The sequence below is a fragment of the Streptomyces sp. NPDC052236 genome, assembly GCF_044548015.1.
GTDB lineage: Bacteria > Actinomycetota > Actinomycetes > Streptomycetales > Streptomycetaceae > Streptomyces.
The window spans coordinates 317072-330411 of sequence record NZ_JBIUBL010000006.1 but is presented as its reverse complement, the minus strand read 5'-3'; the positions used below and the strand labels follow the sequence as shown (position 1 = coordinate 330411).

Annotated in this window: 11 protein-coding genes and 1 pseudogene; 7 read left to right on the top strand and 5 right to left on the bottom strand. The window is 71.9% G+C overall.

Annotation, left to right across the window (positions count from 1 at the left end):
* Window positions 1–435 precede the first annotated feature (435 nt).
* On the bottom strand, window positions 436–5058 hold the full coding sequence (locus ACIHCQ_RS13705) for an ATP-dependent helicase (protein ID WP_399661416.1): 4623 nt from the start codon (window positions 5056–5058) through the stop codon (window positions 436–438).
* Between the two features lie 113 nt (window positions 5059–5171).
* On the opposite strand from ACIHCQ_RS13705, the gene ACIHCQ_RS13700 reads away from it, so the two are divergent.
* The 3 genes from ACIHCQ_RS13700 to ACIHCQ_RS13690 are packed head-to-tail and all read left to right on the top strand — an operon-like array spanning window position 5172 to window position 7142.
* Window positions 5172–6029 (top strand): AraC family ligand binding domain-containing protein, encoded by an 858-nt coding sequence (locus ACIHCQ_RS13700; protein ID WP_399661414.1) that lies wholly within the window; start codon window positions 5172–5174, stop codon window positions 6027–6029.
* Between the two features lie 10 nt (window positions 6030–6039).
* Entirely contained in the window at window positions 6040–6837 is a 798-nt protein-coding gene (locus ACIHCQ_RS13695) for an AzlC family ABC transporter permease (protein ID WP_399661412.1), read from the top strand.
* Complete coding sequence (locus ACIHCQ_RS13690) at window positions 6834–7142, top strand: AzlD domain-containing protein (RefSeq protein ID WP_399661410.1); 309 nt, start codon at window positions 6834–6836, stop codon at window positions 7140–7142. The genes ACIHCQ_RS13695 and ACIHCQ_RS13690 overlap by 4 nt, the downstream gene beginning before the upstream one ends.
* Window positions 7143–7248: 106 nt before the next feature.
* On the opposite strand, the gene ACIHCQ_RS13685 is transcribed toward ACIHCQ_RS13690, so the two are convergent.
* Window positions 7249–8184, bottom strand: a complete 936-nt coding sequence (locus ACIHCQ_RS13685; RefSeq protein WP_399661408.1) for a hypothetical protein — start codon at window positions 8182–8184, stop codon at window positions 7249–7251.
* Window positions 8185–8263: 79 nt separating this feature from the next.
* On the opposite strand from ACIHCQ_RS13685, the gene ACIHCQ_RS13680 reads away from it, so the two are divergent.
* The 4 genes and pseudogenes from ACIHCQ_RS13680 to recX all read left to right on the top strand — a co-directional run.
* Entirely contained in the window at window positions 8264–8458 is a 195-nt protein-coding gene (locus ACIHCQ_RS13680; RefSeq protein WP_399661406.1) for a DUF3046 domain-containing protein, read from the top strand.
* Window positions 8459–8725: 267 nt separating this feature from the next.
* Window positions 8726–9913 carry an AI-2E family transporter gene (locus tag ACIHCQ_RS13675; RefSeq protein WP_399661471.1) on the top strand — a complete coding sequence of 396 codons (1188 nt, stop codon included), beginning with the start codon at window positions 8726–8728 and terminating at the stop codon, window positions 9911–9913.
* 214 nt (window positions 9914–10127) lie between these two features.
* The gene (gene recA, locus ACIHCQ_RS13670) at window positions 10128–11273 is read left to right on the top strand and encodes a recombinase RecA (protein ID WP_399661404.1); all 1146 of its coding nucleotides are present in this window, start codon (window positions 10128–10130) and stop codon (window positions 11271–11273) included.
* A pseudogene (gene recX / locus ACIHCQ_RS13665) lies at window positions 11237–11902 on the top strand (recombination regulator RecX); the annotation flags it as partial. The gene recA and the pseudogene recX, both read left to right, overlap by 37 nt.
* Window positions 11903–12184: 282 nt before the next feature.
* Here recX and ACIHCQ_RS13660 read toward each other — a convergent pair.
* The 3 genes from ACIHCQ_RS13660 to ACIHCQ_RS13650 form a co-directional block, all read right to left on the bottom strand.
* Entirely contained in the window at window positions 12185–12592 is a 408-nt protein-coding gene (locus tag ACIHCQ_RS13660) for a rhodanese-like domain-containing protein (protein ID WP_399661402.1), read from the bottom strand.
* A complete protein-coding gene (locus tag ACIHCQ_RS13655) occupies window positions 12589–13167 on the bottom strand; it encodes a cysteine dioxygenase (protein ID WP_399661400.1) in 579 nt (192 codons plus the stop codon). The genes ACIHCQ_RS13660 and ACIHCQ_RS13655 overlap by 4 nt, the downstream gene beginning before the upstream one ends.
* A 68-nt stretch (window positions 13168–13235) precedes the next feature.
* Window positions 13236–13322 (bottom strand): putative leader peptide, encoded by an 87-nt coding sequence (locus tag ACIHCQ_RS13650; protein ID WP_399661469.1) that lies wholly within the window; start codon window positions 13320–13322, stop codon window positions 13236–13238.
* Between the last annotated feature and the right edge of the window lie 18 nt (window positions 13323–13340).

The following is a 13340-nucleotide window of genomic DNA, read 5'->3' as shown; positions in this document are numbered from 1 at the left end:
ACCTGGCGTACCCGCCGCGTGCTTGAAATGCGCGCGGTCCCGTCACCGGTGCGACGGCTTCGCCGAGGTGGTCGGCCCAGCGTCCGCTGGGGCGGTAATCCCAGGGTGCTTCTGACCCGGAAGGCCAGGAGTGGTCCAGATACCGGCAATGCGTCACAACCAGTGACGCCGCATGCGGGCTCTGCCCAAGGATCGGCCCGGACTCGTCCGCGCTCGTTGGGCTTCCACCCGTCGGGGCCACGCGATAACCCAAAATCCTTAAGAGTTCCAGAGAGGCTCGGTCGCCTGCCCCTGGTCCCGGCGCGCTGCCGTTGAGGGCCGGCAGGCCTGACCCGGACCCGGTTCCGAGGGGGCAAGTACCGGGCCCGGGTGCGAGCCCGGCGCGGGGTCCGGGCAGGGCGCGGCCCACCCTTGTGGTCACCGCCCCGCGCGGCGTCAGGGGCGCAGGCGCAGGCCCCTCGGTGTGGCGTGGAAGCCCGCAGTTTCCAGGGCGCGGGACAGTGGGGAGGTCAGGGCCGACGTGCCGTTGGCGCGTTCCACCGTGACCGTGCCGAGCGCACCCGCCCTAGCGGCGTTGGCCAGGGCTTCCGCTGCCGCGTGGAGCGCGGGGGTCTCCGGGTCGGTCACCCAGGCGAGCAGGGTCTTGCCGCCGCGCTCCATGTACAGGGTCAGTTCGCCGTCGACCAGGACGACCAGCGAGCCCGCCTTCCGGCCCGGCTTGTGACCGGCGCCGGTCGGCGGCTCCGGCCAGGGCAGGGCCGCCCCGTACGCATTGGCCGGATCGGCGGCGGCCAGCACCACCGCGCGCGGCGCCGCGTGTTCGTCGGCGCGGTCCCTCGCCGTGGCCGCCGCGCGGAGGCGGTCGACCGCGCCCTCCATCGCGAACTGGGCCGCGCCCAACCCCTCCACCACATAGCCCCGGCGCGCCTGCCCGCTGTCCTCGAAGGCCGCCAGGATCCGGTACGTCGCGGAGAAGCCCCCCTCGACCCCTTCGGCCGCCACCGCGCCCCGGGTCACCACCCCATGGCGGTCGAGGAGCGTACGGGCCAGGGCGTGCGCCCGGTGGGTCGGGTCGGGCTCGGCGGCCGGGAGCAGCGACCAGCGGCCACTCACCGTCGGCGGGCCCGTACGGGACGCGGGCCGGGCGGCAGCGGCCGTGAGGCTGCCGTAGCGCCCGCGCGGCACGGTGCGCTTGGCGCGGTGAGCCGTGGAACCGGCCGTACGGCCCGAACCGAGCAGCGAACGCAGCGGAGCCAGGGTGTCGTTGGTGAGCCGGCCGGACCAGGCCAGGTCCCAGACGGCGTCGGCCAGTTGCGGATCGGTGGCGTCGGGATGGGTGGTGGCCCGGACCTGGTCGGTTATCTGACGGAAGAACAGCCCGTAGCCGGGGGCGAGGGCGTTGAGGACCGATTCGTGCAGTGCGGTGAGCTCCAGGGGATGGGGCGGCGGCAGGAGCAGTGGCGCGGCATCGGCGAGGTAGAGGGAGACCCAGCCGTCCTTGCCGGGCAGCGAACCGGCTCCGGCCCACAGGACCTCGCCCGTGGTGGTCAGTTCGTCGAGGAGCGCCGGGGTGTAGCCCTGCACGCGGGACGGGAGGATGAGCTTCTCCAGGGCGGAGGCGGGGACCGCGGCCCCCTGGAGCTGCTCGACCGCGCGCGCCAGACCGTCGATGCCGCGCAGGCTGTTGCTGCCCATGTGCTGCCACTGCGGCAGGAACGTGGCGAGCGCGGGCGGCGGGACCGGCTCCAGCTCCTGGCGCAGGGCGGCCAGCGAGCGGCGGCGCAGCCGGCGCAGCACGGTCGCGTCGCACCACTCCTGGCCGATGCCGGAGGGATGGAACTCGCCCTCCACCACCCGCCCATTGGCGGCGAGACGGCGCAGGGTGCCGTCCGTGACCGCCGTGCCCAGTCCGAAGCGGGCCGCAGCCTCGGTCGAGGTGAACGGGCCGTGCGTACGCGCGAACCGGGCCAGGAGGTCGCCCAGCGGGTCCTTGACCGGCTCGGTGAACGCCTCGGGCACACCCACCGGCAGCGCCGTGCCCAGCGCGTCGCGCAGCCGCCCGGCGTCCTCGATCGCCGCCCAGTGGTCGGCGCCCGCGAGCCGGACCTGGATCGCCCGGCGCGCGGCGGCCAGCTCCCGCGGCCACCGCGGATCGCCGCCGCGCTCGGCCAGCTCCGCGTCGGTGAGCGGGCCCAGCATCCGCAGCAGGTCCGCGACGCTCTCCGCGTCCTTGATCCGGCGGTCCTCGGTGAGCCACTGCAACTCCCGCTCCAGCTCGGCAAGGACCTCCGGGTCGAGCAGCTCGCGCAGCTCGGCCTGGCCGAGGAGCTCGGCCAGCAGCCGCGAGTCCAGGGAGAGCGCGGCGGCGCGCCGCTCGGCGAGGGGCGAGTCCCCCTCGTACAGGAACTGGGCCACATAGCCGAACAGGAGCGATCGCGCGAAGGGTGAGGGCTCGGTGGTGGTGACCTCGACCAGCCTGACCCGGCGGGACTCGATGTCGCCCATGAGTTCGGTGAGTCCGGGGACGTCGAACACGTCCTGGAGGCATTCTCGTACCGCTTCGAGGACGATCGGGAAGGACCCGAACTCGCTGGCCACCTGGAGCAGCTGGGACGCGCGCTGGCGCTGCTGCCAGAGTGGGGTGCGCTTGCCGGGGGAGCGCCGGGGGAGCAGCAGCGCACGCGCGGCGCACTCACGGAACCGGGAGGCGAAGAGCGCGGAGCCGCCCACCTGGTCGGTGACGATCTGCTGGATCTCGCCCTTGTCGAAGACGGCGTCGGCCGCGCCGATCGGGGCCTGCTCGCTGTCGAAGGTCGTGTCGAGGTGGACCGGGTCCTGGTCGAGGAGGTCCAGGCCCATCAGATCAGCGTCGGGCAGCCGCAGCACAATCCCGTCGTCGGCATGCATCACCTGCGCGTCCATGCCGTACCGCTCGGCCAGCCGGGCGCCGAGCGCGAGTGCCCACGGCGCGTGCACCTGCGCTCCGAAGGGAGAGTGGATCACGACCCGCCAGTCGCCCAGCTCGTCGCGGAAACGCTCGACGAGGATCGTCCGGTCGTCGGGCACATGGCCGCAGGCCCGGCGCTGCTCATCGACGTAGGACAGGAGGTTCTCGGCGGCCCAGGTGTCCAGACCGGCCGCCATCAGCCGCAGCCGGGCGTCCTCGGCGGCCAGCCCGCCGATCTCGCGCAGGAACGCGCCCACCGCGCGGCCCAGTTCGAGCGGGCGGCCCAGCTGGTCGCCCTTCCAGAAGGGCAGTCGGCCGGGCACCCCGGGCGCGGGGGAGACCAGCACCCGGTCGCGGGTGATGTCCTCGATCCGCCACGAGGTGGTGCCCAGGGTGAAGACATCGCCCACCCGCGACTCGTACACCATCTCCTCGTCGAGCTCGCCGACCCGGCCGCCGCCCTTCTTCGGGTCGGCCCCGGCGAGGAAGACGCCGAACAGGCCGCGGTCGGGGATGGTGCCGCCGGAGGTGACGGCGAGACGCTGCGCGCCCGGCCGCCCCGTGACCGTACCGGCGACGCGGTCCCAGACCACGCGCGGGCGCAGCTCGGCGAAGGCGTCGGACGGATAGCGCCCGGCGAGCATGTCCAGGACGGCGGTGAACGCCGACTCCGGGAGCGAGGCGAAGGGCGCGGCCCGGCGGGCCAGGGCCAGCAGGTCGTCGGCCTGCCAGGTGTCGAGGGCGACCATCGCGACCAGCTGCTGGGCCAGCACGTCCAGCGGGTTCGACGGGATGCGCAGGGCCTCGATGGAGCCGGTGCGCATCCGCTCGGTGACCACGGCCGCCTGCACCAGGTCGCCCCGGTACTTGGGGAAGACGACGCCGGTGGAGACCGCGCCCACCTGGTGTCCGGCGCGGCCGACCCGCTGCAGCCCGGAGGCGACGGACGGCGGCGACTCGACCTGGACCACCAGGTCGACCGCTCCCATGTCGATGCCCAGCTCCAGGCTGGAGGTGGCGACGACGGCGGGCAGCCGGCCCGCCTTCAGATCCTCCTCGACCAGCGCCCGCTGCTCCTTGGACACCGAGCCGTGGTGCGCGCGGGCGAGCAGGGCGGGCGCTCCCTTGGCCGCGCCCGACTCCGCCATGATCTCGGCGGGGGAGTGCGCCTCGGGCAGCGCCTCGCCGGTGGCACGCTCGTACGCGATCTCGTTGAGGCGATTGCACAGCCGCTCGGCCAGCCGCCGGGAGTTGGCGAAGACGATCGTGGAACGGTGCGCCTGGACGAGGTCGGCGATCCGCTCCTCGACATGCGGCCAGATCGACGGTTTCTCCCCGCTGTCCGACTCGGACACGGGCGAGCCGCCCAGCTCGGCCAGATCCTCCACCGGCACCACCACCGAGAGGTCGAACTCCTTGCCCGAGGGCGGCTGGACGATCTCGGCTTTGCGCTGCGGCGACAGATAGCGCGCCACCTCGTCCACCGGCCGCACCGTCGCCGAGAGGCCGATCCGCCGGGCCGGGCGGGGCAGCAGCGCGTCAAGACGCTCCAGCGATACGGCGAGGTGGGCGCCCCGCTTGGTGCCCGCGACGGCGTGCACCTCGTCCAGGATCACCGTCTCGACGCCCGACAGCGCTTCCCGCGCCTGGGAGGTGAGCATCAGGAACAGCGACTCGGGCGTGGTGATCAGGATGTCCGGCGGCTTGGTGACCAGCGACCGCCGCTCGGCGGGCGGGGTATCGCCCGAGCGGATGCCGACTCGCACCTCCGGCTCCGGCAGCCCCAGCCGCACGGACTCCTGCCGGATGCCCGTGAGCGGGCTGCGGAGATTGCGCTCTACATCGACCGCGAGGGCTTTGAGCGGGGAGATGTACAGCACACGGCAGCGCATTTTGGCGTCCGCGGGCGGGGGCGCGGACGCCAGCCGGTCCAGCGCGGCGAGGAACGCGGCCAGGGTCTTGCCGGAGCCGGTCGGGGCCACCACCAGCACGTCCGAGCCCTGTCCAATGGCCTGCCAGGCACCCTCCTGCGCTGCGGTGGGCGCGTTGAAGGCCCCCGTGAACCAGGATCGGGTCGCGGGGGAGAAAGAGTCGAGTGCAGTCCTGGCCATGTCCTCCATCGTGCACCGCGCCTCTGACAATCAGCGGTCCGGGTCATGGACGCGCAGGTCAGCGACCAGGTCAGCGACCAGGTCAGCGGCCGTCAGGCAGGCACAATGGGCTCATGGGGAGGCCGCGGCAGGAGTGGGCGAGGCACTGGCGGTACGAGGAGCTGCCCGGTCTCGATCTGCTCCGTGCCCGTTATGTCCAGCACACGTTCTCCCGCCACAGTCACGACGGCTTCACTTTCGGCGCGGTCACCAGCGGCGTGGAGGACGTGAGCCTGCCGGAGGGGATCGTGCGGGCACGCCCCGGTACCGTCGTCATGATCAACCCGGAAGTGCCGCACTCCGCCCGCGCCGGGGTTCCCGAAGGCTGGACGTACGCCACCCTCTACCCCTCGGTGGAGCTCGTCTCCGACATCGCCGGGGCCGTCACCACCATCCGCGGCACGCCCGGCTTCGCCGAGACGATCGTTGAGGACGCGCAGACCGCCCAGCTGATCGCCGGCGTGCACCGGGCCGCCGAGGAAGGCAACGCGCTGGCCGCCGACAGCCTGCTGCGTGTCGCCGTCGCCAGGCTGCTCGGCCGGCACGGCCACGCCCTGCCCTCCCGTACGCCCACCGCGTCGGGCGCCCGCTCGGCCGCCCTCGCCAGGCAGCTCCTCGATGAGCGCATGGCCGCGCCGCCGTCCCTGGAGCGGCTGGCACAGGAACTCTCCACCAGCCCCTTCGCGCTGCTGCGCGCCTTCAAGGCGGCGTACGGGATGCCGCCGCACGCCTGGCTCACCAACGCGCGCGTGCGTCGCGCCCGCGACCTCCTGGACGCGGGTACGGCGCCCGCCGAGGCGGCCGTCGCGGTCGGCTTCACCGATCAGCCGCACCTCAACCGGCACTTCACGCGGATCGTCGGCGTACCACCCGGGGCGTACCGCAAGGAGCGTGCAAGAACGTACAAGACTGATCGCGAGCGCCCCACGTAGCGTCCGCGCCGTGGCAGAACAGACAGCTCACCCAGAACATCAGGCACCGGCTCTCTCCGAGATACGCGGCAGGGCCGACCGCGCGCCTGCGTCCAAGCCGGATGCGGCAGTCGTACGCGACGCCCTCGGCGTAGGCATCGCCGTCGGCCTGTCCGGCTTCGCCTTCGGCGTGACGTCCGCGGGGTCCGGCCTCAGCCTCCTGCAGACCTGCGCGCTCAGCCTGCTCGTCTTCACCGGGGCCTCGCAGTTCGCCCTGGTGGGCGCGATCGCGGCCGGCGGCAACCCGCTCGCCGCGGCCGCGGGCGCCTTCTTCCTCGGCGTGCGCAACGCCTTCTACGGGCTCAGGCTGTCCCAGCTGCTCGCCCTGCCCCGCTTCGTACGTCCCTTCGCCGCGCACTGGGTGATCGACGAGACGACGGCTGTCGCCCTTGCCCAGCCCACCCGGCGGAGCGCGCGGCTGGGTTTTACGGTCACCGGGCTGACCCTGTATGCGCTGTGGAACCTCACCACGCTCCTGGGGGCGCTCGGCGCCGAAGCGCTGGGCGACACCGAGGCCTGGGGGCTGGACGCCGCCGGTCCGGCGGTCTTCCTGGCGCTCCTCGCGCCCATGCTGCGTACGAAGACGGAGCGGGGAGTCGCGGGGCTCGCGGTCGTACTCGGGCTCGGGTTCCTGCCCGTGCTGCCCGCCGGACTACCGGTGCTGGTCGCGGCACTGGCGGCGCCGGCCGTCGTCTGGTTCAAGGGCCGCGAGATCGCCGACAGCCCCAAGGGCGGCGAGCGCGAGAGCCGTGAGGGTGAGGAGCGTTGAGCGTCTGGATCGCGATCGCGGCGACCGCCGTCGGCTGCTACCTCGTGAAGCTGGTCGGCCTGCTCGTACCCGCGCACACGCTGGAGCGACCGCTGGTCCAGCGGATGGCGGCGCTGCTTCCCGTCGCCCTGCTGGCCGCGCTCACCGCGCAGCAGACCTTCAGCGTGAACACCTCCCTCGTCCTCGACGCGCGCGCCGCCGGGGTCGCGGCGGCAGCGCTCGCGCTGGTGCTGCGGGCCCCCTTCCTGGTGGTGGTCGGGGTCGCGGTGGCGGTCACCGCGGGCGTGCGCGCACTGGGCGGCTGATCCGGCGGAGAGGCGTACGGGAGCGGAGGCGTGCAGGAGCTGTTCGGCCGGTCGCGTCAGCCGGTCGTGTCAGTGTGTGGTCAGTGGGTGTGGTCAGTGGGTGTGGTCAGTGGATGGCGCGGCCGTGCGCCCGCAGGGTCCGCAGCGCCTCGATCGTCACGATCGGCCGCGCCTCCAGGGCCGCGCCGGGTGCCCACTGGCGCCAGTTGAGGGGCCAGCCACCGTCCTCGTCCTGCGCGGCCACGAGATGGTCGAGAGAACGCGCCATCTCCTCGTCCGTGAACCAGCGGCGGGCGAGCGACTGAGGCTTACGGGCGTAGTGGTACGGGAAGTGGTGCTCGCCCGGTGCGTAGCCGGGGGCGACGGGGTACTCGGCGACCCGTTCCGGATCCAGCACCACCAGGCGCTGCTCGCGCACGAGCCGGCCGAGCCGGTCGGCCGCGGCCTCGGCGCGCGAGCGGTCGGGGGCGCCGTCCAGGAAGGCGACGGCGGCCTCGATCTCGTACGGATGGGACTCCTCCAGCGCGTCGACGGCGGCCCAGCAGAAGTCCGTGGCTCGGAACAGCCAGGCGTGCCAGACCTGATTACGGTGCAGCAGGCCGACCACGGGACCCGTCGCGAGCAGCTCGCTCGGCGGGTCGTCGACGATCGGGATGAAGGGCGCGGCCGGATAGTCACGCTGGGAGGGGTGGATCGCGGGCAGCGCGCCGTCGGGCGTCGACACCTGCGTGAGGTAGCGGCACATCCGCTCCACGCGCAGACCGCCGCAGCGGTCGATGGAGTCGAGAACGCGCAGGGCGTGCGCGGTGTGCAGCGGCTGGCTGACCGGGCCGCGCAGATCGGGTTCGAGGGCGTGGCCGTAACCGCCGTCCTCGTTGAGGTACGCGGCCAGGGCGGTTTCCACGGCGTCCGAGGCGCCGTCCAGGAAGTGGTACGCGAACCGCCGCTGTTCCAGTACCCGGGCCGTCAGCCAGATGAAATGCTCCGCGCGGGCGAGGGACGACGCGGGTGAGGACGCGGGGGTTGCTCCAGTTCCAGCCATGATCCGACCGTAGGGTGGAAAGGGCTTTCGGCGACTGTGACCGACGGGACTGCCCACCCAGGGGCGGGATACTGGAGTCATGCGGTTGACGATTTTCTGGGAGCGGATGGCGGACCACTTCGGCCGGGAGTACGCCGACTCCTTCGCGCGTGACCATGTGATGGCCGAACTTGGAGGCCGTACGGTCCATGAGGCGCTGGCCGCGGGCTGGGAGGCGAAGGACGTATGGCGGGCGGTCTGCGCCGCTGTCGGCATCCCGGCCGAGAAGCGGTGAGACAAGCCGGTGAGACAAGCCGGTGAGGCGGGGCTGTGGCGGGGCTGAGGCAGGGCTCACACAGGGGCGGGCGGTTCCCCGTGGCAGCCGTGGGTGACACTGACCCCCGTGGCTGCGACTGACCAGACAGACCAGACCGAGCAGGCCGGGCAGACTGATCCGGCCGACAGGGCCGACAGGGCTGACCGGGACACGCCCGCTCAGCACACCACTCCACCGGTTCCGCCCCCTCTCGCACCGCAGGGCGACCCCGGCGGGCCCGTCCGTATGCCCCGCTGGCTGCCCCGCGCCATGGTGCTCGCACTGGCGCTCGTCGCCTGTTTCCAGCTCGGCAGCTGGGCCTTCCACCAGCTCATCGACCTGCTGATCAACATCCTGATCGCGTTCTTCCTGGCGCTGGCGATCGAGCCCGCGGTGGGCAGGATGGCGGCCCGCGGCATGCGCCGCGGCCTGGCCACCTTCCTGGTCTTCTTCGCAGTGCTGATCGCGAGCGTCGGCTTCGTCGTGCTCCTCGGCTCGATACTGGCGGGCCAGATCGTCGAGATGGTCGAGGACTTCCCCCAGTACCTTGACTCGGTGATCCACTGGATCAATGAGACCTTCCACACGGAGCTTTCCCGGGTGGAGGTCCAGGACAGTCTGCTGCGCTCGGACTGGCTGCGGAAGTACGTCCAGAACAGCGCGAGCGGAGTGCTCGACATCTCCGCCACCGTGCTCGGCGGACTCTTCAAGCTGCTGACGATCTTCCTGTTCTCGTTCTACTTCGCTGCCGACGGGCCCCGGCTGCGCCGCGCGCTCTGCTCCGTACTGCCGCCGGCCAGGCAGACCGAGGTGCTCCGCGCCTGGGAGATCGCGGTCGACAAGACCGGCGGCTATATCTACTCACGCGGCCTGATGGCGCTGATCTCCGGTGTGGCGCATTACATCCTGCTGCTGATCCTGGGGGTGCAGTACGCCCCGGCGCTCGCGGTCTGGGTCGGTGTGGTCTCGCAGTTCATCCCGACCATCGGTACGTATCTGGCGGGCGCGCTGCCGATGCTCATTGCCTTCACCGTCGCCCCCTGGTACGCCGTGTGGGTGCTCGGATTCGTCGTGATCTACCAGCAGTTCGAGAACTACATGCTCCAGCCCAAGCTCACCGCCAAGACGGTCGACATCCATCCGGCGGTGGCCTTCGGCTCGGTCGTCGCGGGCACCGCGCTGCTCGGGGCGGTCGGCGCGCTGATCGCGATCCCGGCGGTCGCCACGCTCCAGGCGTTCCTCGGTGCGTACGTGAAGCGGTACACCGTCACCGACGACCCGCGCGTGCACAGCCACAGTCGGCACCACCACGGCCGGGCGCTGGCGCGCATGGGGCGTGTGCTGCGCAACGGCCGTGGCACGACGGGCGCGGGGGAACGGAAGCCGGACGTCGGGGCGGAGACAGCCGGGGCGGAGACAGCCGACCGGCCCTGAGGCATGAACGCTCCTGTGGTGCGCTTGACACTGAAATCGAACACGCATTCTCATGGGAGCCTGGGCCCAGTCCTTGGGGGTTCCGGGGGGCTTCTCCGGGGTCCCACCGGCCGAGTTATCCACAGGCTGGGACGGACGGCGGGGCCCATTGTCAGTGGCAGGGGATAGCGTCGTTGACGTGAAGCGATCGACTCAAGTAAATCGGGTGGAACCCATGGCAGGAACCGACCGCGAGAAGGCGCTCGACGCCGCGCTCGCACAAATTGAACGGCAGTTTGGAAAGGGCGCGGTGATGCGCCTGGGCGAGCGTCCGAATGAGCCCATCGAGGTCATCCCCACCGGGTCGACCGCGCTCGACGTCGCGCTCGGCGTCGGCGGCCTGCCGCGCGGCCGTGTGGTGGAGGTGTACGGACCGGAGTCCTCCGGTAAGACGACCCTCACCCTGCACGCGGTGGCGAACGCGCAGAAGCTCGGCGGCACGGTGGCCTTCATCGACGCCGAGCACGCCCTCGACCCCGAGTACGCGAAGAAGCTCGGCGTCGACATCGACAACCTCATCCTGTCTCAGCCGGACAACGGCGAGCAGGCGCTCGAAATCGTCGACATGCTCATCCGCTCCGGCGCGCTCGACCTGATCGTCATCGACTCCGTCGCGGCCCTGGTGCCGCGCGCGGAGATCGAGGGCGAGATGGGCGACTCGCACGTCGGTCTGCAGGCGCGGCTGATGAGCCAGGCCCTCCGGAAGATCACCAGTGCGCTGAACCAGTCCAAGACCACCGCGATCTTCATCAACCAGCTCCGCGAGAAGATCGGCGTGATGTTCGGCTCGCCGGAGACCACGACCGGTGGCCGCGCCCTGAAGTTCTACGCTTCGGTGCGGCTCGACATCCGCCGTATCGAGACCCTGAAGGACGGCACCGACGCGGTCGGCAACCGCACCCGCGTCAAGGTCGTCAAGAACAAGTGCGCGCCGCCCTTCAAGCAGGCCGAGTTCGACATCCTCTACGGCCAGGGCATCAGCCGCGAGGGCGGCCTGATCGACATGGGCGTGGAGAACGGCTTCGTACGCAAGGCGGGCGCCTGGTACACGTACGAGGGCGACCAGCTGGGCCAGGGCAAGGAGAACGCCCGTAACTTCCTCAAGGACAACCCTGATCTCGCCAATGAGATCGAGAAGAAGATCCTGGAGAAGCTGGGTGTCGGCGTGAAGCCGAAGCCGAAGCCGGAAGCCCTGCCGGCCGAGCCGGGCGCGGACGCGGCCGGTCCGGCGGCGGCTCCGTCCCCTGACGCGGCGAAGGCGGCGCCCGCGCCCGCCGCCTCCAAGGCCAGGGCGACCAAGACGGCAGCGGCCAAGGGGTAGCGCCTACCGTGCCCTTTTCACAGAAGAGGCGAGCGCGTACCGAATGGCCGGGCGGAGACAGCGCCGACCGGTCGAGCGACGAGTCGCGGGGTGAGAAGAGGCCGCGGGGTGAGAGGGAGCCGACACCCCAGGATCCGGCCGAGCGGGCGCGGGCGATCTGCCTGCGCCTGCTCACCGGGACCCCACGCACCCGTAAGCAGCTCGCGGACGCGCTGCACAAGCGTGAGATCCCCTCGGACGTGGCCGAGGAGGTCCTCTCCCGCTTCGAGGACGTGGGGCTGATCAACGACGCGGCCTTCGCGGACGCATGGGTGGAGTCCCGGCACTACGGCCGGGGCCTCGCCCGGCGGGCCCTCGCCCGGGAACTGCGCACCAAGGGCGTGGACTCCGCCCTGATTGACGAGGCGGTCGGGCAGCTCGACTCCGAGCAGGAGGAGGAGACCGCCCGCGAGCTGGTCGCGCGCAAGCTCCGCTCCACCCGGGGCCTCGATCGCGACCGCCGCCTGCGCCGCCTTGCGGGCATGCTCGCCCGCAAGGGATACCCCGAGTCCGTAGCCCTTCGGGTGGTCAGACGCGCTCTGGAAGAAGAGGGCGAGGACACGGAAGACCTGGACGCGGACGCCTTTTAGCGCCCGTGCGCCCGCGCCCAGGGCTTGCGACGTGGGAACGGGGAGGGGGAAGGGGCGAACGCCGAAGTCGTCGCGGCTCGGTCTCGGAACGCAACCATGAGGCCGCGATGCTCAGGCTGCCTCAGGCCGACCGGAGCCCTCCGCCGCCAGGTGCTGCGCATGCTCGGCGTCGAGGCCCTGCTCTGTCCTGTCCGTCCTTGTGACAGCCGCGCCTCGCTGGGCACCGGCGCTGCGGGGCCCCGTCGGTGGAGGTGGCCGCTGCCAAGCGGTGACGGGCCGGGGCTATGCCTCTGCGGCCTGGACCGGCAGCCCCGCCGCCTTCCATGCCTGGAAGCCCCCGGCCAGGTCCGTCGCGCGGTGCAGTCCCAACTGGCGCAGGGACACCGCCGCCAGAGACGACGCGTACCCCTCGTTGCAGATCACGACGACCCGCAGATCGTGACTGACCGCCTCCGGCGCGCGGTGACTGCCCTGCGGGTCGAGACGCCACTCCAGCTCGTTGCGCTCCACGACCAGCGCCCCCGGAATCAGCCCGTCTCGCTCGCGCAGCGCCGCGTACCGGATGTCGACCAGCAGCGCTCCGTCCGCGGCTGCGTCGAAGGCCTCCTTCGGCCCGACCCGGTCCAGGCCCTCGCGTATCCGCTCCAGCAACTCGTCGATCCCGATCCGCTCCGTCACCCGGTCTGTCACTGCCAGTCCTCCGGACGCTCGACGTGCTCCAGGCGCAGTACCGCGCCGGATCGGCTGAAGCGCCGGATCAGTGGCAGCGGCGGATAGTACGCATGCACCGATACGGCGTGCTCGGCGGCCGACTCGTTCAGCACCTCGTGCACATGGTGCGTCCCGAAAGCCCGGCCCCGGCCCGCCGCCAGCCGCCGCTCGCGGTCAACCCCCTCGGTCAGCTCCAGGGTCTTCCATCCGCCCGCGGGCAGCCGCACGGCGAGCGAGTTCTCCGTCAGCTCGCCCGCGGCCGTCGCGAACGCCCCCAGGGAGTCGGCGTGGTCGTGCCAGCCCGTGCCGGTGCCCGGCGGCCAGCCGATCAGCCAGGCCTCACTGCCGCCCGGCCCTTCGAGCCGTACCCAGGTACGGCCTTCGGGATCGAGCGGGAGCGAGGCGATGAGGTCGGTGTCGGCGGCTGCGCGCCGGACGAAGTCGAGCAGTTCGGCGGCCGTCGGTGTTGCCGTCGGCGCCGCCGATTCCGTCCGCGGGGCGGCGGCCCCGGAGACAGGCGGATAGCTGTCAGGCAGGTAGGTATGAGGAGACATGGAAACCGTCCTGGAAGTTCGCGGGAGAGCGCGCCGCCACAGCAGGCCGCGGCGCGAGAGAGGCGAAGTCAGCAGGACGGTCGACACACGCAGCCCGCATAGCGGACGAGGTCCATATGGACCCTCCGCCACAGGTGCGTATGAGTGTCGGTCACGTTCCGGAGTAGACCATG

Excerpts from the sequence above, each read along its gene's own strand:
- recA (WP_399661404.1), top strand. The coding sequence starts at position 10,128 with ATGGCAGGAACCGACCGCGAGAAGGCGCTCGACGCCGCGCTCGCACAA.
- ACIHCQ_RS13675 (WP_399661471.1), top strand. The coding sequence starts at position 8,726 with ATGCCCCGCTGGCTGCCCCGCGCCATGGTGCTCGCACTGGCGCTCGTC.
- ACIHCQ_RS13655 (WP_399661400.1), bottom strand. The coding sequence starts at position 13,167 with ATGTCTCCTCATACCTACCTGCCTGACAGCTATCCGCCTGTCTCCGGG.
- ACIHCQ_RS13685 (WP_399661408.1), bottom strand. The coding sequence starts at position 8,184 with ATGGCTGGAACTGGAGCAACCCCCGCGTCCTCACCCGCGTCGTCCCTC.
- ACIHCQ_RS13700 (WP_399661414.1), top strand. The coding sequence starts at position 5,172 with ATGGGGAGGCCGCGGCAGGAGTGGGCGAGGCACTGGCGGTACGAGGAG.
- ACIHCQ_RS13705 (WP_399661416.1), bottom strand. The coding sequence starts at position 5,058 with ATGGCCAGGACTGCACTCGACTCTTTCTCCCCCGCGACCCGATCCTGG.
- ACIHCQ_RS13680 (WP_399661406.1), top strand. The coding sequence starts at position 8,264 with ATGCGGTTGACGATTTTCTGGGAGCGGATGGCGGACCACTTCGGCCGG.